Origin of the sequence: Mogibacterium kristiansenii, assembly GCF_009695905.1 — a bacterium.
In the GTDB taxonomy this organism is placed as follows: domain Bacteria; phylum Bacillota; class Clostridia; order Peptostreptococcales; family Anaerovoracaceae; genus Mogibacterium_A; species Mogibacterium_A kristiansenii.
In genome coordinates, this window is record NZ_VUNA01000005.1 from 24963 (window position 1) to 50168 (window position 25206).

Sequence of the window (25206 nt, forward strand, 5' to 3'; positions counted from 1 at the left end):
GTATATGGAGGACTAAATAATGGGCAAGAAAATTGTCATCGCACTGGGGGGAAATGCACTGGGAAATAACGTAGAAGAGCAGCGGAAAGCGGTTGCTCACACTGCCGGTGTAATTGTGGACCTGATTGAAGAGGGTCATGATCTGATTGTCACTCACGGAAACGGACCACAGGTAGGCATGATTCAGAATGCAATGGATATGCTGGCAAGATCCAATCACCAGTACGGAGAGGTTCCGCTGGCATCCTGCGGCGCAATGAGCCAGGGATATATCGGAATCGATCTGCAGAATGCAATCAAATATGAACTGAAGAAGAGAGGAATCGACAAGAAGGTTTCCACAATTATTTCTCAGACATTGGTGGATGAGAATGACGATGCCTTCAAGAATCCGACCAAGCCGATCGGACGTTTCCTGACCAAAGAAGAAGCGGATGAGCTGGAAGCTCAGGGCGTTGCTGTGGTAGAGGATGCCGGAAGAGGTTACAGAGAGGTGGTTGCTTCTCCAATGCCAAAGAGAATCTGTGAGCTTGGAACCATCAAAACTCTGTTCGAAGCCGGTCACATCGTAATCACCTGCGGCGGCGGCGGTATCCCGGTTGTGGATCGGGACGGTGCACTGGTCGGTGCGCGTGCCGTTATCGATAAGGACAACGCAAGCAGCTTGCTGGCATCCACTTTCGGTGCCGATTATCTGGTAATTCTCACAGCTGTGGAGAAGGTTGCTATTAACTGGGGTAAGGAAAACCAGGAATGGCTGGCAGATTTGACTGTAGATCAGGCAAAGGAGTACATTGCTGAGGAACAGTTTGCAAAGGGCTCCATGCTTCCAAAGGTAGAAGCGGCAATCCGTTTCGCAGAATCCGGAGAAGGCAGAAATGCGTTGATCACACTCCTCGAGAAGGCAAAAGAAGGTATCAATGGAGAGACTGGAACCGTCATCCACAGATAATTCTGCTTTTACCATAATACGAGATTTGAGAAAAAGAGGAGTACTTTCAATATGAATATACCTGTAAATTTCTTGACATGGATAATGGCGTTTCTGCCGATTATCGTATTAATCGTATTAATGATCAAGTTTCACTGGGGCGCCACCGAGGCAGCCCCGGTTGGCTTGCTTATTACGATTTTTTCCGGTCTGCTGGTGTATAAGGCGGACATTACCACCATCGCGGTGGAGAGTGCCAAAGGAATCTGGAGTGCGTTAGTCATCCTCCTGATTATCTGGACGGCGATTCTCATGTACCAGGTGGGCGATGAGGCAAAAGCGTTCATTGTCATCAAAGAAGGCATGAGCAAGCTGCTGCCGAATGAACTGCTGCTGGTACTGGCGATGGGCTGGATTTTCGAAAGTTTCCTGCAGGGCATTACCGGATTCGGTGTACCGGTTGCAGTAGGCGCACCGCTTCTGATTGGTATCGGCGTGGCGCCGATGTATGCTATCGTTATTCCGCTGCTGGGTCAGGCATGGGGAAATACCTTCGGTACCTTGGGTGCCGCATGGGACTCTCTGACGGTATCCGCCGGTGTTCAGGCAGGCAGTCTGGAATATTACAGGGCGGCATTCTGGGCAGCGGTATTCCTGCTGGTATGGGATTTCGTGACCGGCATTATCATCTGCTGGCTGTACGGAAAAGGAAAGGCTGTAAAGAAGGGGCTTCCGGCTGTGCTGGTAATGACGATTATCGGTGGCGGCGGTGAGCTGGTGCTGAGCCAGGTGAACACCACACTGAGCAACTTCGTTCCGGCTGTTATCTGTCTGGTCGTTCTCATGCTAATGGGAAGGATGAAGATGTACCGGGATGAGTGGAGAATCGAAGATTCCAAGATTATGGTTCGCACCGAGAGCACCGGAGAGACCTTGGATGCACCGAAGGATATGACACTGGTACAGGCATTCGTACCGTACGTACTGCTGTCCCTGATGACCATCATCGTGCTGACGGTTGCACCAATCAATGCATTCTTGAGCAAGGTTCAGCTGAGCATTTCCGTTCCGGAAACATCCACCGGATACGGCTTCGTCAATGCGGCCTCCGATGCGTTCTCGCCGATTGTTCCGTTTACCCATGCCAGCATGTTCCTGTTCCTGTCTGCAGTAATCGGATTGGCATACTACAAGAAGCACGGCTGGATTCAGGCCGGCGGAACCAAGGCGATTTTCGGCCGCTCCATTACCATGACCATGCCATCCGGAATGGCAGTAATCGGACTGGTAATCATGTCCAAGATTATGTCCGGAACCGGACAGACCGTCGTTCTGTCTCAGGGAATTGCCGGCGTGCTGGGCAATAAATACCTGATCCTCGCGCCGTTCATCGGACTGCTGGGAACATTTATGACCGGCAGCAACATGAGTTCCAACATTCTGTTCGGAGACTTCCAGATGACTACATCTTCTCTGCTGGGTGTGAATGCACCGGCGGTATTGGGGGCACAGACCGCAGGCGGTGCGATCGGTGCTGCAGTGAGCCCGAGCAAGATTATTCTGGGAACCACCACCGCTGGATGTCTGGGCAAAGAAGGTGAAGTGCTGAAAATTATGCTGACCTTCACCATTCCGGCCACCATTGCAATTGGCCTGTTCTTATTCCTGGTGTTTGGTCTGTAGAAATGGAGATAAATAGAATGGAAAAGAAAAGTTTCTGGAAAACGAATGCAGGGGCATTAACCGTTGCATTTATCATCACCATGATCGGTTTCACTCTGATTCTTCTTGGGGTAAACCATGGAATGAACGGATTGGCAACAGGGGGATTCGCGGCGGTGGTCGTGGCAATGCTTATTTCACCGATTAAGGTTTTTATTATTGATCGAAAAAACTAGGAGGACGTTAAGATGGAAATCGAAAAGATTACAGGAAGAATTGCCCAGGATCTGGAGTATCTGAAGAAATTCACCGCTACCCCGGGAGAAGGCTGCACCCGACTTCCGTTCACCAAGGAAGCGAGAGATGCCGTGAATTATCTGAGAGAAATCATGGAAGAAATTGGTCTGGAAGTGCACGAGGATGAAGCCGGAAACGTAATCGGTATTCTGAGAGGTACGGATCCGGACGCTCCATGCGTAATGTCCGGTTCTCATTACGATTCGGTTATCCACGGCGGTAACTACGATGGCATCGGCGGCGTGGTTTGCTCCATCGAGATGGCTCGTCAGATTGTAGAGAGCGGAATGGAACATAAGAGAGATCTGGTAGTTGTTGGCTTCAACGATGAAGAAGGTATGCGTTTCGGGACCGGATATTTTGGTTCCGGTGCAATACTGGGTCACCGCGATGAGTCATATACCGAGCAGTTCAAGGATGCAAGCGGAATCTCCATTGCAGAAGCGATGAAGGAATACGGCTTGGATCCGGCAAAAGTAGGCGATGCCGCTTGGAAAGAGGGCTCCATCGGTCACTTTGTAGAAGCGCACATCGAGCAGGGTCCGGTACTGGATCAGAAAGAGCTGGAAATCGGTCTGGTAACCGGTATCGTCGGTATTCAGAGATACATGGTTACGGTACACGGAAGAGCCGACCATGCAGGAACCACTCCAATGGATATGAGAATGGATGCCGTAGATACCGCATCGAAGGTAATCTGCAAAATTGCAGACTGGGCACGGGAGAAGGCAGACGGTACGGTTGCTACCGTTGGTTTCATGAACGTAACCCCGGGCGGAATGAACATCGTTGCGGAGAAAGTAGAGTTCACGGTTGACATTCGGTCCATGAATAATGATAATATTAATGATATCGCCAGAAGAATTCGAGCTGCATTGGAGCGTGAGTGCAAGATTATGGGCGGAACCTATGAAATTGACACGAAGCTGGTCATCGAACCGGTTGCTCTGGATGCAGGCATGCTGGACACACTGGAAGATTCCTGCAAGGAGAGAGGATATTCCTACATGCGTCTTCCGAGTGGTGCGGGACACGACTCTCTGGAAATCGGTCAGCAGCTTCCAACAGTTATGTTGTTCGTTTCCAGCAAGGACGGTCGAAGCCATGCACCGGTTGAATTCAGTAAATACAGTGACCTGGCTAAAGCCTCTGTACTGATGACCGACCTGGTTGAAAAACTTCTGAACGAGTAATCGCGAAGTTAAAGATTGAGTGAAAAAATGAGGTACATGATGGTAGAGGGCAAGTACAACTCTGTCTACAAGAAAGACAATATCCGACAGGTTCGCCGGACGTTGAAGATGACCCAAAAGGAATTTTTGGAGTATTTTCTGATGAAAGAGAATGGAAAGACGGCCATGAGCGTGGCGACTCTATCCAACCTGGAATCCAAGGGGGGCGATCGCCTCAATGAGGTAATCAGTGCCGTTTCCGGCCGTTTACAGCTGGACAGCATGATGTTCTCCCTGGAACCGCAGGAATTTCTCCAGAATCTGGAAACCTGTTTGAATTCTCATCAGGCAGACGAGGATTTGTTCTATAAGAGTGAAAAAAAGGGAAATATCAGTCAGTTGGTCAATCGACTGACCATGTATTTCGCCGATGAAATTCTGGAAGGCCGTCTAAAGCGAGGAGATCAGATTGAGTCAGACCGGGAGCTGGCAAAAAAATTAAATGTCGGCCGATCCGCCGTCCGGGAGGCCTTAAAGGTATTGGACGTCTTGGGGATGATTGATATACGCCTGGGACAGGGTACGTATATTACGAGCCGGGAAACCAATTTCTTCTCGGTACCGTTGTCCTGGTCTCTGTTTCTGGACGGCACTCAGGTAAAGAGCATCCTTCAGGTTCGTGGAGCGCTGGAACTCCGGGCGGTTCAGCTGGCGTCTCAGTGCGAGGATAAGAATAAACTGGATAAACTGACGGACATCTATTATCGGATGCAGAAAACCTTCCAGGAAAGCAAGGATACGGACAATCTGCAGCATGCGCTGCAGGAAACCCTGAATGCGGATATTGAATTCCATACCTGCATTGCAGAATGTTCCGGCAATCCGATTATCCTGTCCATGCTGACCACGATTCGAAATTTCCTCAAGCGGGTCAGCGGAACCGGTATGGTGGATTCGGAACAGCTGCAGGCCGTTGTGGAAGAGCATCAGAAATTGTACGGTGCGATTATCAGCGGAAATGTGGATGCGGCAACGCAAACCATGATGAAGCACTTGGCGGCTTCTATGGCACGTTACAAAATCTAAGAATTCCCCGGAATATCAAGAAAAACCCTTGCATATCAAAGGGATTCGTGCTATTATATCCATATACGTTGGAACTTGAAAGAGTGGGCAGAGCCCACTCTTTCGTTTGTATGTGGATTATTCCGGAGGGATGATGGCAAAAGAAGATGTAGTCAGCCGCGTAAAAGAACTTGCAGAAGAGTATATTTGCGGCAGAGATTTGGAAATTTACAATGTAGAGTACCGCAAGGAGGGACCGGAATGGAAACTTCGGGTATATCTTGACAAACCGGCAGATTGTGAGCAGGAATTTGTAAACATTGAAGAATGTGAAGAGGTGAATCGGTATCTGAGCGAGAAACTGGATGAACTGGATCTGATTGCCCGTCAGTACACCATCGAGGTGTCCTCACCGGGAATGGATCGGGAGCTGATTCATGATAAGGACTTCGATCGTTTCGCCGGAAGAATTGTAGACGTCAAGCTGTACGAACCGCTGAACGGTCAGAAGAGCTTTGAGGCCGAGCTGGTGGGACGCACGGAAGAAGATGTAATTCAGTTGGATTTAGATGGGGAGAGATTGGAGATTCCGCACAAGAAGATTTCCAAGATCAACCTTGCAGTTATATTTTAGGAGGGTTAAATGAATAAGGAATTTCTAGATGCACTCAATGAGTTGGAGCGCGAAAAGAACATTTCCAAAGAGGACATTATCGCGGCAATCGAGAAAGCCGTTAAAACCACTTACGAAAGAAACTACAGCAAAGACCAGAAGGTGGATGTCGTAGTAGACCGGGAATCCGGTGAGGTAATGGTGCTTCTCAGCAAGGAAGTTGTGGAAGAAGTAATGGATGATGCCACCGAGGTATCTTTGGAAGAAGCACGGTCTTATGACGAACGTTACGAAATCGGCGATGAGATTCAGTACCGAATCGATCCGAAGGATTTCGGCCGCATTGCCGCACAGACCGCAAAGCAGGTTGTGGTTCAGAGCATCCGTGAAGCGGAACGAAACAACACCTACGACCAGTTCATCGAACTGAAGGAAAAACTGGTGACCGCAAGAGTCGAGAGAGTGAACGAAGGCAGAGTCTACGTATCCATCGGAAACGTGGAATGTTCTTTGTCTAAATCCGAGCAGGTTCGCGGCGAGGAGCTGCGTCCGGGTCAGTATATCAAGGTATACGTAATGGACGTACAGAAGAAGCCGAAGGGAACTCAGATTTTCATTTCCCGTTCCCATCCGGGACTGGTTCGGAAGCTGTTCGAACTGGAAATTCCGGAAATTGCCGACGGTACGGTGGAGATTAAAGGAATTGCCCGTGAGGCCGGTTCCCGCACGAAGATTGCGGTATATTCCAACGATGAGAACGTGGATCCGGTAGGTGCCTGCGTTGGAAACCGGGGATCCCGTGTACAGTCCATCGTGGACGAGCTGAACGATGAGAAAATCGACATCATCGTATGGGATGAGAATCCGACGGTGCTGATCAGCAACGTTCTGCGTCCGGCAGTTGTGGAAGCGGTATATGCCGATGAAAAAGAAAAGAGCGCCATCGCTGTGGTTCCGGAACAGCAGCTTTCCCTGGCCATCGGAAGAGAAGGACAGAACGTTCGTCTGGCAGCCAGAGTCAGCGGATGGAAGATCGATATCAAGAGCAAGGCCCAGCTGGAAGAAAGCGGTTTTGATTTTGATGACTATACCGATGAAGATGAAGAGGCAAATGCTTTTGAAGAAGAAAATGAAATGACAGAAGATGCAGTTGTGGAGGCAGAAGCACCGGAAGCAGAAGAGACCGCTTCGGAAGAGTAGAGGCGTGGTATGAAAGACCGAAGAACACCAATGCGAAGATGCATCGGGTGCAGGGAATCCTTTCCTCAGAATCAGCTGATTCGGCTGACGCTCCACGATGAAGCCATTCATGTGGATCGAGACGGGAAGAGCCCGGGGCGAGGCGTGTATCTCTGCAAGAATCCGGAATGCATCGAGAAAGCAAGAAAAAGCAGAGCATTTCAGCGAAATTATAAGAGAGAAATCAAAATGGAAATAACAGATGCGGCTTTTGACGAAGCCAGTGCATTTGTAAAGGAGGTAGTGAATGGCGAAGAAGGTATCTGATATTATGACCGAGCTGGATATTTCGTATCAGGAACTGAAACGAAATTCCGACAAGTTGGGCATTAAGGTGACCGGCGAGGAAGACAGCATGGAGGATCGGGATGCGGGTAGAATTATCAGCACCATCAATATGCTGAAAGGAAACGATCGTCCGGAAGCCCAGTCCAAGAAACCGAAGATTAAGGCAATTCCGATTATCAGCAAACCGGCACCGATGGCGAAGAAGGAGAAGGAAGAAGCTCCGAAGGATGCACCGGCAAAGGATGAAGCTCCGAAGGAAGAGCCGAAGAAACGGGTTGGACTGAAAATCGTGAAGACCGCAGCCGAGGTTGAAAGCGAAGAAGCGGCGGCAAAGGCTGAGCAGAAAGCCGCAAAAGAAAAAGAAACCGCTGAGAAAAAGGCGGCGAAGAAATCCGAGAAGAAGTCGGAGAAAAAGACGTCCGATAAGCCTGCTGAAAAGAAGGCAGCGGACCACAAGGCAGAAGAAAAGAAGACGGCAAAGAAGGAAGAGTATACCAACGCTCCGAACAAGCCAATGCGCTTCAAGAAGATTTTCGATGCATCCAAAGCACCGCAGCCGGAAGCAAAGGAATCCGGCAAATCTTCCGATGGCAGAAAGAAGAGAAACGACCGCAATGACCGCAGAGGAAAAGATGGTCAGGGCCGTAAGGACGGCGGAAACCGCCGGAACAACAATGAAGGCCGGAACGATCATTCCCCGCGCCGCAGCACCGGCGCATCCGCACCGGAAATGGCAGCGGTAGAAACCGGAAAGGGCGGAAAGGGAAAGAGCAAGAAGTTCTTTGACCACAACAAGGATAAGAATGAAGACCGCAGCAGAGGTGATCGTCACAACAAGCACGGTCGTCACGAAGGAAACGGCGGCGGAAAAAATTCCCGTTACTTCGACGAGAATTCTCTGGAAAAACAGACCAGACATAAGAAAAAGAAAGCACCGAAGAACGTGGAGCCGGAAGTGGATATTGAAGAGCTTCTGCCGGAAGGCACCATTGCGGTAACCGTTCCGATTACCGTTGCGGGTCTGGCAGAACAGGCAGAGATCTCGCCGACATCCATCATCATGTCTCTGATGAAGATGGGCATCATGGCTACATTGAACCAGACCATCGATAAGGACGTGGTGGAGATGCTGGCAGAGGATCTGGGTATCAGCGTCGTGGTTACCGAAGAAGTGGAAGAAGAGCCGGAAGAAGGCCTGGATCTTCACGAAGATGCGGAAAGCGAACTGAAGCCGAGAGCTCCAATCATCACCGTAATGGGTCACGTTGACCACGGTAAAACATCCCTGCTGGATGCGATTCGAAACACCAACGTCACCGCAGGAGAATCCGGCGGAATTACACAGCATATCGGTGCATCTGAAGTTACCATCAACGGCAAGAAAATCGTATTCCTGGATACTCCGGGACACGAAGCGTTTACCACCATGCGTGCCCGCGGTGCACAGATTACGGATATCGCCGTATTGGTTGTTGCGGCAGATGACAGTGTTAAGCCGCAGACCATCGAGTCCATCAGCCACGCAAAGGCGGCAAACGTTCCGATTATCGTTGCCATCAACAAGATGGATAAGCCGGGCGCAAATCCGGACAAGGTAAAGAAGGACCTGGCCGACAACGGCATCCTGGTAGAAGACTGGGGTGGAGACGTAATCAGTGTACCGGTATCCGCAAAGAAGGGCGAAGGCATTACCGACCTGCTGGAGATGATTCTTCTGGAGGCAGAAATGCTGGAGCTGAAGGCGAACCCGGACAGACTGGCACTGGGTACGGTAATCGAGGCCAGACTGGACAAGGCAAGAGGTCCGATTGCCACACTGCTGGTAATGAACGGTACTCTGAAGACCGGTCAGAGTGTGGTAGCCGGAACATGCTCCGGAAAGATCCGTGTAATGACCAACTTCAAGGGTGATAAGATCCGTAAGGCCGGTCCGGCAACGGCAGTGGAAATTCTGGGTCTGTCGGATGTACCGATGGCCGGTGATGCCTTCAATGCCGTGAAGGACGATAAGGTTGCCAGAGAAATCGCAAACAGCCGTGCCGAGAAGATGAGAGAGGATGTATTGGCAAAGAATGCCAGCATGACGCTGGACAAGCTCTTCTCCCAGATTCAGGAAGGCGAGACCAAGGAACTGAACCTGATTATCAAGGCGGACGTACAGGGTTCCGTCGGTGCTATCATCTCCTCTCTGGAGAAGCTGGATACACCGGATGTTCGAATCAACGTGGTTCATTCCGGCGTAGGTACCGTCACCGAGTCCGACGTAATGCTGGCGGAGACATCCAATGCCATCATTATCGGATTTAACGTTCGTCCGACCACGGCCGTAACCAACCAGGCGGCGGATGCGGATGTTGAAATCAGAACATACCGTGTCATCTACGATATCATCGACGAAATTTCCGACGCGATGAAGGGTATGCTGGATCCGGAATTCCGGGAAGAAATTCTGGGTAAGGCAGAAATCCGTGACACCTTCCGCGTACCGAACGTGGGAACTGTCGGCGGTGCCTATGTTACAGAAGGAAAGATTCAGCGGAATGCACAGATTCGTCTGGTACGGGATGGCATCGTAATCCACGAAGGCACCATCTCCTCTCTGAAGAGATACAAGGACGATGCCAAGGAAGTGGCAACCGGTTACGAATGCGGTCTGGGAATCGAGAACTACAACGATATCAAACCGGGCGATACGCTGGAATGCTTCACAATGGTAGAGGTTGAAAGATAATTATGGGTAGAAATCATCGAATTGGACGGGTTTCGGAAGAGATTAAAAAGAGCATCAGCAAGCTGCTGGTGAACGGAATCAAGGATCCGAGACTGAACTCGAGAATTATCACCATTTCCGGTGTGGATGTCACTGCGGACGGCAGTTTCGCCACGGTGTACATCACACCGCTGACCCTCGCAGATGAGGACAAAGAAGCAGTGAACAAGGAAGTTCTGGAAGCCTTTAATCGGGCAAAGGGAACCTTCAAGAAGAACATCGGAAAGGACATCAAGATGCGCCACGTGCCGGAATTGATTTTCAAAATCGATTCCTCCATGGATTACGGACGGCACATCGATGCGCTGATTGATGAAATTCACAACGAGAACTAATATGAAGAATTCATACAAAGAGATAGCAGAAAAATTGGCAGGATTGGATCACATCGTGATTCTTCCGCACGTAAACATGGATGGCGATGCCTTGGGCTCGTCATCCGCTCTTTGCGTTGCGCTGAAATCCATGGGTAAGAATGCGGTAATCGTCACCGACGAGGCGACACCGGCGAATCTGGACTTTCTGGCGAGGAATTTGATTGTTTCCCAGCCGGACTTCCGGCCGGAAATGGCCATCATGGTGGATTGCAGCGGAATGAACCGCATTCCGGGGCGAGAGGAAATCTTTGAGACGGCCCCGGTAAAAGCAGTGATTGACCATCATGGGGTGACCGGAGAACAACCGAATTTTGATTTTGGCCGAATCGAACCGGACTCGGCGGCAACGGGAGAGATGATTGAGCTTTTGATTGAAGCGATGAATGTGGAAATCGATCTTCCGATGGCGGAGGGTATTTTTACCGCAATCACCACGGATACCGGGAATTTTCAGCATGCCAATACCACTGCGCGTACCCACGAAATGGCGGCGCAGCTGCACCGGGTGTCGGGGTTCAATTGCAAGAAAATCAGCAACCTGATTTATAACCGCAATTCCCTGCGGTCCATTCGGCTGCATTCCCTGGTGATGAGCAGTATTCAGCTGTTCGGTGAGGACAAGGTGGCCGTGGCCGCCGTGACACAGGAAATGCTCCGGGAGACCGGGTGCGAATTGAGCGAAGCGGAAGGTTTTGTGCAGGACATTATGAGCGTGGACGGCATCGAGGTGGGATGCCTGCTGAAGGAAGCGGAACCGGCGGTGATTCGATGCAGTCTCCGTTCCCGGTCCCATATCAACGTGGCGGAAGTGGCCGGTGCTTTGGGCGGCGGCGGACACGTTCTGGCGGCGGGCTGCCGAATCCGGAAACCGTTGGATGAGGCGAAGTCGATTATTACAGAGAAGTTAGTGGAGCAAGTGGAGAAAGATCAATAATATGATTGAAAACGGAATCCTGAATATCAATAAGCCGGAGGGCTGGACCTCCCAGGATGTGGTGGCAAAACTTCGGGGACGGCTTCACATTCGACGTGTGGGGCATACCGGAACGCTGGATCCCATGGCGACGGGAGTGCTTCCGGTGTGTTTTGGGAAGGCGACTCGGATTATCGAATATTACGATGACGATTTTAAGACCTACGAAGCGGAAATGAAGCTGGGAATGGTGACAGATACTCTGGACATCACCGGCACGGTACTGGAGACGAAACCGGTGGATGTGTCGGAAGATGATGTAATTCAGACGATTGATTCTTTTAGGGGATGGATCACCCAGATTCCGCCGAAGTATTCCGCACTGAAGGTGAACGGGAAGCCGCTGTACAAATACGCCCGAGAAGGGGTAGAGGTGGAAATCAAATCCCGGAAAATCTATGTGGAGGACATTCAGCCGGTGGAAGTGAATTTGAGAGAGAACCGGATTCTCTTTCGGGTGACCTGCTCCAAGGGAACATATATCCGCACCATCTGCGACGACATCGGGAAAAAATTGGGTTGCGGAGGCACCATGACCTCCCTTCAGCGAACCCAATCCGGTTGTTTTCGGGTGGAAGACGCGCGGACGCTTCCGGAGATTTTGGAGATGACCGATGAGGAGCTGGAGCGCTGCGTGATTCCCATGGATGAAACGTTGGTGCACTTGGGCAGAATCGAACTGAAGAGCATGGAGTCCGTGCCGTTCTATTACAATGGTCGGGAGATTGATACCGGATACGTGAACGTGCTTGCATCGCCTGCAGTTCCGGAGGCGATGCAGGAGGAGTCCCGCTTGGGGGATAAATACCGGGTGTACGACCCGGAAGGAAAGTTCCTGGGAATTTCTTCCCTTCGGGAGAATACGTTATATCCGGAGAAGGTGATACGATAAGATGAAAGTAATACGTTCATTAGACGATGTTAAGATAGATGGGCAGACGGTGGTAGCACTGGGCAATTTCGACGGGGTTCATATCGGCCACCGGGAGATTCTCCTGAGTGCGGTACGAAAAGCAAAGCGGAACAACTGGACGCCGGTATGCTTTACCTTTTCCACGCATACCCGCAAAGAGGTGAGCCTCATCTGTACCGAGATGGAGAAAATGGCACTGCTTCAGTCCCTGGGGATTGAGGTTGTGGTGGATATTCCATTTGACGAGAGAATTCGAAATACCTCCGCAGAGGATTTTATCCGGCGCATTCTGGGAGAGACCCTGCATGCGGCAGCAGTGTGCTGCGGATTCAATTTTCGGTTCGGAAAGAAAGCGGCCGGGGATGTGGATTTGATGCAAAGCCTGGGCCGGGACCTGGGAATGGAGGTTTTGGTAAATGAGCCGGTGTATGTTGATGATATGGTGGTCAGCTCCACCTTGGTTCGCCGATTGATTACGGAAGGGGATATGGAACGGGCATCGGTTTGCCTGGGCCGGAACTTCTACTGCACCGGAAAGGTGATTCCCGGCAAGCAGCTGGGGGGCCGAATCGGTTTCCCGACGGCCAACGTGGTGTTCGAAGCCTACCGAATCGCGCCGCCCAACGGGGTCTATTACACATTGGCGGAAATCGACGGCGTCAAATATCCGGGGATTACCGATGTGGGGGTAAAACCAACAGTCGGGGAGTTTGAGAAATCCATCGAGACCCACGTGTACGGACTGAATCGGGATTTGTACGGTAAAAATATCCGGATTGAGTTCTTGAAGTGGGAGCGGCCGGAGATGAAATTCGGTTCCGTAGAAGAGCTGCGGGAGCGGATTGCGTCGGATTGTGAAAAGGGGCGGCAGTACCATCGGGCGCACGGATTCCCGGAACTGTAAGCATGGAGAGATCCCGAAAATACTTTTAGCAGGAGTTAAATTATAGATGATACAGGAAATCGGCGATAGAATATTTGATAATCACTACAGACCGGACATTCGGATGCGGGCAGAGGATGAGCTGTTTCTCTTCGATGAGAAGAGCGGCGAAATCGGCATGAGGGAGTCCGAGGACGGAATGCTGGAGATTCCAAAAGCGGGAGATGCAGGTCTTACGGAAGAGGAGTGCGTCTACCTGTTCTCCATTGACGATACCCGGTTCTTTATGCCAAAGAGCGAATGCAGCGTTTCCCTGCCGGCGGGCTACGAGTATCGGTCTCCTCGGGTTCTCCGAAAGGGAAAACCGAAAGACCTGTGCTTTGCAGCCATGACGGCGGGGCACCTGAATGCGTGGTACAAAAACAATCGGATGTGCGGAAGATGCGGAACCCGGACGGAATACGGCGAGAAGGAACGCTTGATGCGCTGTCCGAAGTGCGGAAATCTTATTTTTCCCCGAATTAACCCGGCGGTAACGGTGGCGGTAACCCATGAGGATAAGCTGCTGGTATCCCGTTACAACGGCAGAAAGCAGACCAACTTGTATGCACTGATTGCCGGCTTCGTGGAAATCGGGGAGTCCGCAGAGGAATGCGTGGCCCGGGAGGTCATGGAAGAAGTGGGACTTAAGGTCAAGAACATCCGATACTACGGATCCCAGCCGTGGGGTTTTGCGGGAAACTTGCAAATCGGCTACACCGCAGAGGTGGACGGGGACGACCGCATCGTCCTGGACCGCGAGGAGCTGGAAACCGCTTTCTTCATTTCCCGAGAGGAACTGGAAATGAACCCGGTTCGGCCGGCGCTGACACAGGAAATGATCGAAGCGTTCCGGTTGGGGAAGATTCGGTAGAGGAAAGGAGGAGTAATTACAAAGTATAGGTAATTGCACGATAACGTGACTAAGCGGAATCTATTGATAGCTCTGGTAATGTTTGGATGCCTTATCCCAATTCTATGTATCCTTGGATGCACCGGGGTTATACAAAACGGAAGACTATTGTCATCTTTAATAAAAGTACTTTTAGTTTGTATTTTTGTTTGTATTTTTGTTGTTGCAGGAATTTATTTTTTCAAATTTAAAAATTGTAGTTGTCCCATGCTTGCGGCAATAGTTGCTGCATTCGCTTGTGCGTTTGCACTTGTTGTAAAGTGAAGAGCTTTTTTCTCCGTCATGTCCCGCCAATACGACCCAGATGTTCGGTCTGTCGACGCCAAAGACTGAAAGACCCTGCATCCGTAATGCAATCACATCTTCAAGATTGCATTACGGATGCAGGGTCTTACCTTTTGCCCCAGAAGCGACCAAGTCCCCCGGGAGAATTTCCTCGGAAGCGACCAAGACTTGGTGCAAGAAAGTCGGGAAACGCATTGATTGCGTCGGCGATGCACCAAGTCCATCGAGGAAAATGCCTCGGAACCGGCTGAGACTTGGTGCAAGAAAGCCTGGAAAGGCATTGACTGCGTCGACAATGCACCAAGTCCCTCGGGAGAATTTCCTCGGAAGCGACCAAGACTTGGTGCAAGAAAGCCGGGAAACGCATTGACTGCGTCGACAATGCACCAAGTCCATCGAGGAAAATGCCTCGGAATCGGCGGGGACTTGGTGCAAGAAAGTCGGAAAACGCATTGATTGCGTTGGCGATGCACCAAGTCCCCCGGGAGAATTTCCCCGGAAGCGATCAAGACTTGGTGCAAGAAAGCCTGGAAAGGCTATTCGATGCTCTTCAAGGACTCCGTCATGCTGATGTTCTCCAGCCGTCGGGACATGGCAATGCTCACGATGAAGGCAAAGACGAAGGTGAGAATCACTGCCAGAGCGTAGCTGAATCCGGTGATCCGAGTATCGAAGGAAATCAGATCTATGTTAATCCGGCTGATGATGAATCCCAGAAGAATCCGCCCCAGTCCCAAGCCCAGCAGAGCACTGATTCCGGTGAGAAAAATGTTCTCCCGGAAGACGTAGGCGGCGGTTTCGCCTTTTCGGAAGCCCAGCACCTTGATGGTGGCAATCTCCCGGATTCGCTCGGTGATGTTGATATTGGTCAGGTTGTACAGCACGATGAAGGCCAGTGCGCCGGCGGAGAGAACCACCACCAGAACGATAGCATTCAAACTCTTCATCATGTTGTTGACCCGGTCCCTCATATCTATGTTGATGGATACCGCGGCCACCTCATCCCGCTTGAGAAGTTTGGTGGCGGATTGGTGCACGGACTTGTCGCTGCCGGTGGCAGTGCGAACCATGGCGGATTTGATGGATGCCGCGGTTCCGAACAGGTCTCGGTAGGTATCCGGTGTGATGTACACGTAGTTGTAGATGTAGTTTTCGCAGATTCCGCTGATTTTCACCTTGCCTTGGTGATAATCATCGTCCCGGAGGGTGATTTCATCTCCCACGGAGAGATTGTAGTTGCGTGCCAGCTTCTTACAGATGACCGCCTGACCTTTACCCGGATAGGAAATGGATTTGCCGGCGTGGTTGTGGAGATCCACGAACTGCCGGAAGCCCTTGGATTCCGCTGCAATCAGGATGATGGATTTTACCTGATCGCCGTGGAGGATGTCGGCACTGTTTTTATGGACAAAGAGAATATCCTTGTAGGCGCCGTCGTTATTCTTGCGGAATGTTTTTTGCTTTTCGGCGGTCATGTTTTTATCGAACGTCACATCGTAATCGTATTTCTGAATTTCGTCGAACTGGAAATTCACCACATTCTGGATGGAATCCCGAATGCCCAGACCGGCCACCAGAAGGGCGGTGCAGCCGCTGATGCCGATGAGCATCATGAGAAAACGTTTTTTGTAGCGGAAGATATTCCGGAAGGTGACTTTCTGAAGGAAGCTGAACCGGTTCCACAGAAATCCGATTCGTTCCAAAAGAATTCGTTTTCCGTTCTTCGGTGCCCGAGGCCGAATCAGCTGTGCCGGGACTTCCCGGAAATCCCCCAGACAAGGAAGCAGAGTGGCACTGACGGCGCAAAGCAGGGAAACCCCCACCGCCGCAGCGGACAGCTTCGGGCTGAGTACGTATTTAAGGTTGGCATTGAAGTCGTACATCATGCCGTAGGCTTTCCAGATCACCCTCGGGAAAATATAAGCGCCGGCGAAAAGTCCGGTAACGGCGCCCAATAGGGAAGCACTGCAGGAATAGAACAGGTATTTTCCGATGATGGAAGAATTGCTGTACCCCAGTGCCTTCAGCACACCGATTTCCGTCCGCTGGGCATCCACCATTCGGGTCATGGTGGTCATGCACACCAGGGCGGCGACCAGGAAAAAGAAAATCGGGAAGACCTTGCAGATTCCGTCTACGATGGAGGAATCGCTGTCGAAACATGCGTATCCTGTATTGGTATTTCGGTCTAGCACGTAGGTATCCGCTTTATCGATTTCGGCAATTTTCTTCTTACCGTCGTCCAGCTTCTCCTTGGCATCCGCCAACTGATCTTCTGCCTCGCGGAATTCCTTGTTGACCGTGGCAACGGCTTCGTTATATTTCGTGAAGCCTTTTTTCAGTTCCTGATTGCCCGCCTTGATTTTCCCTTTGCCTTTCTTCACCAGTAGAAGACCATCTTGGATCTTCCGCTTCTGCCCCTGAAGCTGCTGCTTCTGCGCCAGAAGCCGATCCACCGGCGCGCCTGCCGCCTTGCTCTGTTCGATAGCGGCGTTCACCTGCCGAATTCCGCTGTCTACCTTCTTCAGATTGGATTTCAGAGATTTTTCCTTGCTGTTCAGCTCCTTGCTCTTCTTCTGAAGCTTCGCCTTGCTGTTCGTCAGTTTCTGATGGCTGTCCCGGAGCTTCTGTTGGGTGTCCGCCTTTTCTTTTAGGAAATCGTTATAATTCTTCTCGTACTTGGCTTTGTTCTTTTCCCATTTTCGAGTGGCTTTGGCCACAATATCCTTGTATCGAATTTCCGCCCGCTCTTCAAGAATATCCTCCATTCCGGCGTTGTTGGCATCGATATAATTCTTGTACTTCTTGGAGTAAATCGGGTAGTTCTTCTTCAGCTTCACGTCAATCCGGGTGAAAACATCCGTATCGAAGGCATCCCGGTTCATGTATACGAAGCCGGAAACCTTTCCATCGCCCAAGGAGGTGGTACCCCGCTCAAAGTTCAGGTACACCGGCGAGGTGACGGTGCCCACCACCTTCAACTCCTTCCGATAAAACAAATTTCGGGTACTCTTGCTGTTCCGGGGGGAGATCACGATTTTCTTTCCAATCAGGTCATTTCCAAGATTGTGATCCACCACGCATTCATCCTTTGTCTTCGGCAGGCGTCCCTTCATCAGGTGGATGGTATTGACCTTTGAGGTGATGGAATGGAAGCGGAGCACCTTATCGGATGCTTGCCCTTCGTAGTGAAAGAGTACGTCTTCCGTGACGGAACCTTCCGCCGCTTCCACCTCATTCTGCCGGGCGACGGCATCTACATCCTTTTCCGTTAACCCAAGGGTGGACTGAAGCTGATAGTCGTACATCTTGTTTTTTTTCAAGTATTCATTGGCAGTAGCCACCATGGCCGGTTTGGTGGATTTCAGACCGCAGAAAAACCCCACGCCAAGCATGACGATTGCCAGGATGGCCAGATATCTTCCCAGACTGGAACGTATTTCTCGCAATGTTGATTTTTTCAGCATTTTTCTGTCCTACCATTCTATGTCTTCCACCGGGGTGATGTGCTCGTTCTTCTCTACCGAAGAGATGTGCCCATTTTTGATGTGGATAATTCGATCGGCCATAGCGGTGAGGGCGGTGTTGTGGGTGATGATGACCACCGTCATGCCCTGCTGCCGGCTGGTATCCTGAAGCAGTTTCAGGATGGACTTTCCCGTGTTGTAATCCAGCGCACCGGTAGGTTCATCGCACAGCAGAAGTTTCGGATTCTTCGCCAGCGCCCGGGCGATGGCCACCCGCTGCTGCTCGCCGCCGGAGAGCTGGGCCGGAAAGTTCCCCAGGCGGTCCTTCAGTCCCACCTTGGTCAGTGTTTCTTCCGCATCCAAAGGATCCCGGCAAATCTGAGTGGCCAGGGATACATTCTCCAGAGCAGTGAGGTTTGGAATCAAATTATAGAATTGGAAGACGAAACCGATTTCGTATCGGCGGTAGTCCGTCAGTTCCCGCCGGCTGTACCGGGAAATATCCTTTCCGTCCAGAAGAACCTGTCCGTCGGACAGGGTATCCATACCTCCCAGGATGTTCAGCAAGGTGGTTTTGCCGGCGCCGGATGCCCCTACAATCACACAAACTTCGCCTTTCTCTATTTCAAATGTGGCGTCGTGGAGGGCTTCAATCAGCACCTCCCCCATGCGGTACACCTTCTTTACATTTTTGAATTCAACATAGGATCCCATAGGCGATCTCCTTCCTTTGTACGTATATGGTAGCATAGCGCGGTGGTCATCGCTACCGGAAATCGATGACGGACGAATGATTTTTTTATTCGGCTTTCCGGGGCAGCGAGCGCGAACTTTTCCGGAGCGCGGGCCGGCCGGTGATGATTTCCGGGGCGGTGGTTCGCGCTCGGAAACGGAAAACAAAGGGTTAGGGGGGAGGCGAGCGCGAACTTTTCTGGAGCGCGGGCCGGCCGGTGATGATTTCCGGGGCAGTGGTTCGCGCCCGGAAACGGAAAACAAAGGGTTAGGGGGGAGGCGAGCGCGAACTTTTCCAGAGCCCGGGCTGGCCGTTCCTGATTTCCGGGGCAGTGGTTCGCGCCCGGAAACGGAAAACAAAGGGTTAGGGGGGAGGCGAGCGCGAACTTTTTCGGAACCTGGGCCGGCCGGTGATGATTTCCGGGGCGGTGGTTCGCGCTCGGAAACGGAAAATAAAGGCTTAGGGGGGAGGCGAGCGCGAACTTTTCCGGAGCGCGGGCCGGCCGGTGATGATTTCCGGGGTAGTGGTTCGCGCTCGGAAACGGAAAACAAAGGCTTAGAGGAGAGGCGAGCGCGAACCATGCCGGAAGGAGTCACTGATATAGGAAATTTAAAAAGGAAAAAACATTGCAAAAAAAGTGAAGAACCAAAAAAGTGAAGAACCAAAATAATCCCTGCGGAGCGAGTCCACAGGGATGGTTCGTGCCTTCAAACGGGTCCAATCGGAATTTATTTGCCCAGTTCAATCATGCGGTCAATCGGTCTCTTGGCATCCCGAATCAATTCGTCGGAAAGCAGAATCTCTTCGCCGCCTTCACCCAGCAGTGCGTTGTATATGTCGTACAAGGTGGTAATCTTCATGTTATGACATACGCAGCGGTCGGAGAGAAGGTAGAACTTCTTATCCGGACATTCGAACTGGAGGTGCTGTACGATGCTGCTCTCCGTGCCGATGATGAATTCCTTGCAATCGCTTTCCTTCGCGTAGTTCATGATTCCGGTGGTGCTTCCGGCATAATCCGCCTGTTCGGTGACCGATGCGCGGCATTCCGGATGAACCAGAACCTTGGCTTCCGGATGCTTCTCCCGAGCAATCCGAACATCGGTCGGGGTGATGTTCATATGAGTGGAGCAGCCGCCCTGGAAGAACTTGAAATTTTTCTCCGGGAGCTGTTTTGCGACCCATGCGCCCAGGTTGCAGTCCGGGATGAACAGGATGTCCTTCTCCGGCATATTCTTCAGAATCTTAACGGCAGAGGAAGAGGTGACCACAACGTCCACGGCGGTCTTCAGCTCCGAGGTGGTGTTGATGTAAGCGACGGTGGCATATCCCGGATTTTCTTTCTGCATCTCCAGAACCTTATCCCGGTCCATCTGCAGCGCCATGGTGCATCCCGCCAGGTCGTTGGCCAGGAGAACCTTCTTCTCCGGGGAAAGAACCTTAACGGTTTCTGCCATGAAGCGAACGCCGGCCATGATGACGGTCTTCTGAGGTGCTTTCGCTGCCTGTACGCTGAGGCCGTAGGAATCGCCGACGTAGTCCGCAACTTCCCAAATATCGTGGCTCTGGTAGGCGTGGGCCAGGATGCAGACATCCTTCTCCTTCTTCAGTTCAATAATTCGATCCTGTAATTCTCTTGTATTCATAACCTTATTTCCTTTCAGATTGTCCTATTCATTATAGTTACTGTATATTTACATGTCAAGACAACAGTAAATTTTTTTATTTACAACTGTCTTGTCACCTGAAAGAATATGTGTTATACTTCATCACTGATAAAGGTTTGTTGTTAATGGAAGGTTGAAAACAACGGAACATAAGGAAGAAGGTTTAATAATGAAGACAGAAGTATTAATCGTCGGCAGCGGCTGCTCCGGACTGTACTGTGCACTGCAGCTCCCTCGAGACAAGGAAATCACACTGATTACCAAAGCCGATCTGGAAAGCAACGATTCCTACCTGGCACAGGGCGGAATCTGCATGTTGAAGGACGACGAGGACTACGACAGCTATTTTGAAGATACCATGAAAGCCGGACACTACGAGAATGACCGGGAGTCCGTGGACATCATGATTCGTTCCTCGCAGGACGTGGTTCAGGATCTCCTGGAATACGGCGTTCGTTTCCACCGGGACGAGAACGGCGAATTGGATTTCACCCGGGAGGGCGCCCACTCGGATAAAAGAATCCTCTTTCACGAGGACATCACCGGCAAGGAAATTACCAGCAAGCTTCTGGCGCAGGTAAAAAAGCTTCCGAACGTAAAGCTGATGGAATACACCACCATGGAAGATCTGATTACAAAGGACAACACCTGCTACGGCGCGGTGGTTCGGAAGAAGGACGGCACGCTGGAGACCATTCAGGCGGATTGCACCGTACTGGCCACCGGTGGAATCGGCGGAATTTATCGCCATTCCACCAACTTCCGTCATCTCACCGGCGATGCATTGGCCATCGCCATTCGCCACGGAATTGAACTGCAGGACATCAACTACGTGCAGATTCACCCGACCACATTCTATTCCAAGGATGATAAGACCAGAAGCTTCCTGATTTCGGAATCCGTTCGAGGAGAGGGCGCAAAGCTCTACGGAAAGAACATGGAGCGTTTCGCCAACGAGCTTCTGCCGAGAGATCTGCTGTCCCAGAAAATTCACGAACAGATGGAGAAGGACGGAACAGAACACGTATGGGAAGACCTGCGACCGATTCCCCACGACGTGCTGGAAAACCACTTCCCGAACATCGTGGAGCACTGCAGAGAAGCGGGATATGACGTGTTCAAGGAGTGCATCCCGGTGGTTCCGGCGCAGCACTATTTCATGGGCGGAATCAAGGTAGATCACGAGAGCAGAACCACCATGAACCAGCTGTATGCCGTGGGCGAAACCGCTTGTAACGGCGTGCACGGAAAGAATCGTCTGGCCAGCAATTCCCTGTTGGAGAGCCTGGTGTTCTCCAAGAGAGCGGCTCAGGATCTGGTGGAGCACTATTCTGAGTTCAAGGGAAATGATGAAGTGGTGACCAACACGGATCTGAAGAAGTATGAGGATCGGGAGACCATGGAGAAGGAGAACATCCGCCTGGTGGCAGCGGCCATTGAGAAGGCAAACGGCGGAACGCCGATGAATTCCGAGTACCGCCACGTATAATGGCGGAAGCGTCGGAAACGTATGGAGAGCGAAATTTGTTTTTACCGGAAGAGAGGAAATAAAATGTTTGATAGAGCGACAATGGAGCTGAACGTGGAGCCGCTGATTCTCGGCGCGCTGCGGGAGGATATTACCAGTGAAGATGTGTCCACCAACTGCATCATGCGGGACCAGTGCCCGGGGAACGTGGAGCTGATCTGCAAGCAGGACGGCGTGATCTGCGGTCTGCAGGTTTTTGAGCGGGTGTTCACCCTGCTGGATCCGGAGACGGAGGTTGTCACTTACGTGAAGGATGGCGATAAGGTGGAGAAGGGTCAGAAGCTGGCGGACATTCGGGGGGATATCCGGGTGCTGTTGTCCGGCGAGCGGACGGCGCTGAACTATCTGCAGCGCATGAGCGGCGTGGCGACCCATACCCGTCAGATTGCGGACCTGCTGGAGGGAACCGGCATTCGTCTGTTGGATACGCGGAAGACTACTCCGAACAACCGGGTTTTTGAGAAGTATGCGGTGCGAATCGGCGGCGGATGCAACCATCGGTACAACCTTTCCGACGGCGTGATGCTGAAGGATAACCATATCGAGGCGGCCGGCGGCGTGGCGAAGGCGATTGCAATGGCCAAGGAGTATGCGCCTTTCGTTCGGAAAATCGAAGTGGAAGTGGAGAATCTGGAGATGACCCGGGAGGCGGTAAATGCCGGAGCGGATATCATCATGCTGGATAACATGAACCACGATACGATGGCAGAGGCCATTGGAATCATCGACGGCAGAGCGGAAATCGAGATTTCCGGCAATGTGGATGAGGCGAAGGTGGAGATGATTCGGGACCTGAAGGTGGATTACGTATCCAGCGGTGCACTGACTCATTCGTCCCCGATTCTGGATCTATCGCTGAAGAATATGAGAAGAATATAGGAACCGGAAAACGTGGGAAGAATGAATTGGAGAACAGGGGGTAAAAAATCGGAATGAAAGCGGCGGAACGAAGAGATGCAATCATTAAAAAACTAAAAAACAGTGCGGAACCCCTGTCCGGAGCGGCGTTGGCGCAGGAACTGGGCGTCAGCCGGCAGGTCATCGTTCAGGATATTTCCATCCTTCGGGCCCAGGGAAATGAGGTGCTGTCCACCAATCGGGGATATGTGCTTCAGCACTCGGAGGAAGCCAGCCGGGTGTTCAAGGTGATTCACACGGAGGAGGAGATTCGGAAGGAATTCTCCATCATCGTGGATTGCGGCGGACGAATCCGGGATGAGTTTGTATACCATAAGGTGTACGGAACCATGCGGGGGGAATTGAATATTCGCTCTCGGCTGGATATCGAGAACTACCTAAAACAAATTCGGGAAGGTCAGTCCCGTCCGCTGATGCGGGCGACCTCCGGGTATCACTATCATACCGTTACGGCGGAAAGCCGGGAGATTCTGGATATGATTCAGAATAAGCTGGAAGAGTGCGGTTTTCTGGCGCCGCTGCAGGATTATGAGCCGGTGAACTTCCGGAGCCAGTCGTCGTTGTAGGGGAGACTTCTTGATTCCGGACAAGCTGGATTTGGCGATTGCATGAATGCTGCTTTTATGGTAAAATCAGGCAGTACTATGTAAGTCGAAGCGTTGTGAATGTTCTATTTGCAACGCTTTTAATATGTTTGCATTCACGAGAGAAAGGAACACACATGTTAGACGTAATAAATGTAAGCGTGAATTTCAGCGGACAGCCGCTGTTCAAGGATGTTAATCTGAAATTCACACCGGGAAATTGCTACGGCGTCATCGGCGCCAACGGTGCGGGCAAATCCACCTTCCTGAGAGTCCTCTCCGGAAATCTGGAGCCGACCACCGGAGATGTGGCCATCAAGAAGGGGGCCAGAATGTCGGTTCTGAAGCAGGACCACTTTGCCTATGATGAATACACCGTTCTGGACACCGTAATTATGGGAAACAAGCATCTTTATGATGTTATGAAGGAAAAGGATGCCCTGTACATGAAGCCGGATTTCTCCGATGAGGACGGAATCCGTGCGGCAGAGCTGGAAGGGGAGTTCGCTGAGATGGACGGCTGGGAAGCGGAGTCCAACGTGAGCCGCCTGATTCAGGGGCTGGGACTCTCCAACGATATTCTCTATTCTCAGATGAGCACGCTCACCGGTAAGGAGAAGGTGAAGGTTCTCCTGGCGCAGGCGCTGTTCGGCAATCCGGATATCATCCTCTTGGACGAGCCGACCAACCACCTGGACATCAAGGCCATCAACTGGCTGGAGGACTTCCTGCTGGATTACGAGGGTACGGTCATCGTGGTTTCCCACGACCGTCACTTCCTGAATACGGTCTGCACCAACATCGTGGACGTGGACTACGGCAAAATCAAAATGTACGTGGGCAACTACGAGTTCTGGTACGAATCCAGCCAGATGGTTCAGAAGATGATTCGGGATCAGAATAAGAAGAATGAAGATAAAATCAAAGAACTGCAGACCTTTATTCAGCGGTTCTCCGCCAATAAGTCCAAATCCAAGCAGGCCACTTCCCGCCGGAAGCTGCTGGACAAGCTGTCCGTAGAGGAAATGCCGGCATCCTCCAGACGGTATCCGTTCGTTGGTTTTACCATGGATCGAGAAGCGGGTAAAGACATCCTGACGGTAGACGGAATCAGCAAGACCATCGACGGCGTAAAAGTACTGGACAACGTATCCTTCATGGTGGGCCGGGAGGATAAAATCGCTTTCGTCGGTGAGAACGAAATTGCCAACACCACCCTGTTCAAGATCCTCATGGGCGAGATGGAGCCGGACGAAGGTTCCTTTAAATGGGGTGTAACCATCACAAAGTCCTACTTCCCGATGGACAACTCGGAGTTCTTCAACGACTGCGAGCTGAACATGATTGACTGGCTGGGTCAGTACACTTCCGAGACCACCGAAACCTTTATGAGAAGTTTCTTAGGCAAGATGCTGTTCTCCGGGGATGATGTGTACAAGCAGGTAAAAGTACTCTCCGGAGGAGAGAAGGTGCGGTGCATGCTGTCCCGGATGATGCTCTTCGGATCCAACTTCCTGGTGCTGGATCAGCCAACCAACCATTTGGATCTGGAATCCATCACTGCCGTGAACGATGGGTTGAAGGCGTTCAAGGGAAATATTATCTTTGCGTCCCATGACCACGAGTTCATCAGCACGGTTGCCAACCGGATTATGGAAATCGACGGGGAAGGCCACCTTGCGGATAAGCTGTGCACCTACGATGAGTATGTGGAAATGCAGGCATAGAGGATATAAAAGGATATAGCAGAGGAATAAAGAAATAGAGAAACCCCTGCAGCGGTTCGGAACCGCTGCAGGGGTTTTTGCTCCCCGAAACGAGGGCATAAGGATTTGCGGGCAGGGGGGAGCAAAGAGACCGGCCCGGCCGCCGGCGGAGTTTGCGTACGC

General features: G+C 51.5%; 21 protein-coding genes. 18 read left to right on the top strand and 3 right to left on the bottom strand.

Features of this window, described 5'->3' with window-relative positions; genetic code table 11:
• The first annotated feature begins 19 nt into the window (after nucleotides 1-19).
• From arcC to nudC, 14 genes are all read left to right on the top strand, one after another.
• Nucleotides 20-952, top strand: a complete 933-nt coding sequence (gene arcC / locus FYJ65_RS03505; protein WP_154553972.1) for a carbamate kinase — start codon at nucleotides 20-22, stop codon at nucleotides 950-952.
• 51 nt (nucleotides 953-1003) lie between these two features.
• On the top strand, nucleotides 1004-2614 hold the full coding sequence (locus FYJ65_RS03510) for an L-lactate permease (RefSeq protein ID WP_154553973.1): 1611 nt from the start codon (nucleotides 1004-1006) through the stop codon (nucleotides 2612-2614).
• A 17-nt stretch (nucleotides 2615-2631) separates the two neighbouring features.
• Nucleotides 2632-2829 (top strand): hypothetical protein, encoded by a 198-nt coding sequence (locus FYJ65_RS03515; RefSeq protein WP_154553974.1) that lies wholly within the window; start codon nucleotides 2632-2634, stop codon nucleotides 2827-2829.
• A 12-nt stretch (nucleotides 2830-2841) separates the two neighbouring features.
• Nucleotides 2842-4083: a Zn-dependent hydrolase gene (locus FYJ65_RS03520; RefSeq protein ID WP_154553975.1), complete on the top strand. Its 1242-nt coding sequence runs from the start codon at nucleotides 2842-2844 to the stop codon at nucleotides 4081-4083.
• Between the two features lie 27 nt (nucleotides 4084-4110).
• Nucleotides 4111-5148 carry a FadR/GntR family transcriptional regulator gene (locus FYJ65_RS03525; protein ID WP_235898191.1) on the top strand — a complete coding sequence of 346 codons (1038 nt, stop codon included), beginning with the start codon at nucleotides 4111-4113 and terminating at the stop codon, nucleotides 5146-5148.
• Nucleotides 5149-5281: 133 nt separating this feature from the next.
• Nucleotides 5282-5761: a ribosome maturation factor RimP gene (locus tag FYJ65_RS03530; protein ID WP_206157295.1), complete on the top strand. Its 480-nt coding sequence runs from the start codon at nucleotides 5282-5284 to the stop codon at nucleotides 5759-5761.
• A gap of 9 nt (nucleotides 5762-5770) precedes the next feature.
• Complete coding sequence (gene nusA, locus FYJ65_RS03535) at nucleotides 5771-6940, top strand: transcription termination factor NusA (RefSeq protein ID WP_154553977.1); 1170 nt, start codon at nucleotides 5771-5773, stop codon at nucleotides 6938-6940.
• 9 nt (nucleotides 6941-6949) lie between these two features.
• Nucleotides 6950-7246: an RNase P modulator RnpM gene (gene rnpM, locus FYJ65_RS03540; protein WP_154553978.1), complete on the top strand. Its 297-nt coding sequence runs from the start codon at nucleotides 6950-6952 to the stop codon at nucleotides 7244-7246.
• Entirely contained in the window at nucleotides 7227-9998 is a 2772-nt protein-coding gene (infB, locus tag FYJ65_RS09985) for a translation initiation factor IF-2 (protein ID WP_154553979.1), read from the top strand. Before rnpM ends, infB begins: the two co-directional genes overlap by 20 nt.
• Nucleotides 9999-10000: 2 nt before the next feature.
• Nucleotides 10001-10372 (top strand): 30S ribosome-binding factor RbfA, encoded by a 372-nt coding sequence (rbfA, locus tag FYJ65_RS03550; protein ID WP_154553980.1) that lies wholly within the window; start codon nucleotides 10001-10003, stop codon nucleotides 10370-10372.
• 1 nt (nucleotide 10373) lies between these two features.
• Entirely contained in the window at nucleotides 10374-11348 is a 975-nt protein-coding gene (locus FYJ65_RS03555; RefSeq protein ID WP_206157296.1) for a DHH family phosphoesterase, read from the top strand.
• Nucleotide 11349: 1 nt separating this feature from the next.
• On the top strand, nucleotides 11350-12279 hold the full coding sequence (truB, locus tag FYJ65_RS03560; RefSeq protein ID WP_154553982.1) for a tRNA pseudouridine(55) synthase TruB: 930 nt from the start codon (nucleotides 11350-11352) through the stop codon (nucleotides 12277-12279).
• A 1-nt stretch (nucleotide 12280) separates the two neighbouring features.
• A complete protein-coding gene (locus tag FYJ65_RS03565) occupies nucleotides 12281-13204 on the top strand; it encodes a bifunctional riboflavin kinase/FAD synthetase (RefSeq protein ID WP_154553983.1) in 924 nt (307 codons plus the stop codon).
• 46 nt (nucleotides 13205-13250) lie between these two features.
• Nucleotides 13251-14096 (top strand): NAD(+) diphosphatase, encoded by an 846-nt coding sequence (gene nudC, locus FYJ65_RS03570; RefSeq protein WP_154553984.1) that lies wholly within the window; start codon nucleotides 13251-13253, stop codon nucleotides 14094-14096.
• An 860-nt stretch (nucleotides 14097-14956) separates the two neighbouring features.
• Here nudC and FYJ65_RS03575 read toward each other — a convergent pair.
• The 3 genes from FYJ65_RS03575 to nadA form a co-directional block, all read right to left on the bottom strand.
• On the bottom strand, nucleotides 14957-17887 hold the full coding sequence (locus FYJ65_RS03575; RefSeq protein ID WP_154553985.1) for an ABC transporter permease: 2931 nt from the start codon (nucleotides 17885-17887) through the stop codon (nucleotides 14957-14959).
• 9 nt (nucleotides 17888-17896) lie between these two features.
• Nucleotides 17897-18601 (bottom strand): ABC transporter ATP-binding protein, encoded by a 705-nt coding sequence (locus tag FYJ65_RS03580; RefSeq protein WP_154553986.1) that lies wholly within the window; start codon nucleotides 18599-18601, stop codon nucleotides 17897-17899.
• A gap of 747 nt (nucleotides 18602-19348) precedes the next feature.
• On the bottom strand, nucleotides 19349-20266 hold the full coding sequence (nadA, locus tag FYJ65_RS03585; protein ID WP_154553987.1) for a quinolinate synthase NadA: 918 nt from the start codon (nucleotides 20264-20266) through the stop codon (nucleotides 19349-19351).
• A gap of 190 nt (nucleotides 20267-20456) precedes the next feature.
• On the opposite strand from nadA, the gene FYJ65_RS03590 reads away from it, so the two are divergent.
• The 4 genes from FYJ65_RS03590 to FYJ65_RS03605 all read left to right on the top strand — a co-directional run bounded on the left by FYJ65_RS03590 (nucleotide 20457) and on the right by FYJ65_RS03605 (nucleotide 25044).
• The gene (locus FYJ65_RS03590; protein ID WP_154553988.1) at nucleotides 20457-21776 is read left to right on the top strand and encodes an L-aspartate oxidase; all 1320 of its coding nucleotides are present in this window, start codon (nucleotides 20457-20459) and stop codon (nucleotides 21774-21776) included.
• A 63-nt stretch (nucleotides 21777-21839) separates the two neighbouring features.
• A complete protein-coding gene (nadC, locus tag FYJ65_RS03595) occupies nucleotides 21840-22694 on the top strand; it encodes a carboxylating nicotinate-nucleotide diphosphorylase (RefSeq protein ID WP_154553989.1) in 855 nt (284 codons plus the stop codon).
• Between the two features lie 53 nt (nucleotides 22695-22747).
• Nucleotides 22748-23299 (top strand): transcription repressor NadR, encoded by a 552-nt coding sequence (locus FYJ65_RS03600; protein ID WP_154553990.1) that lies wholly within the window; start codon nucleotides 22748-22750, stop codon nucleotides 23297-23299.
• Between the two features lie 155 nt (nucleotides 23300-23454).
• On the top strand, nucleotides 23455-25044 hold the full coding sequence (locus FYJ65_RS03605) for an ABC-F family ATP-binding cassette domain-containing protein (RefSeq protein ID WP_154553991.1): 1590 nt from the start codon (nucleotides 23455-23457) through the stop codon (nucleotides 25042-25044).
• Nucleotides 25045-25206: the final 162 nt, after the last annotated feature.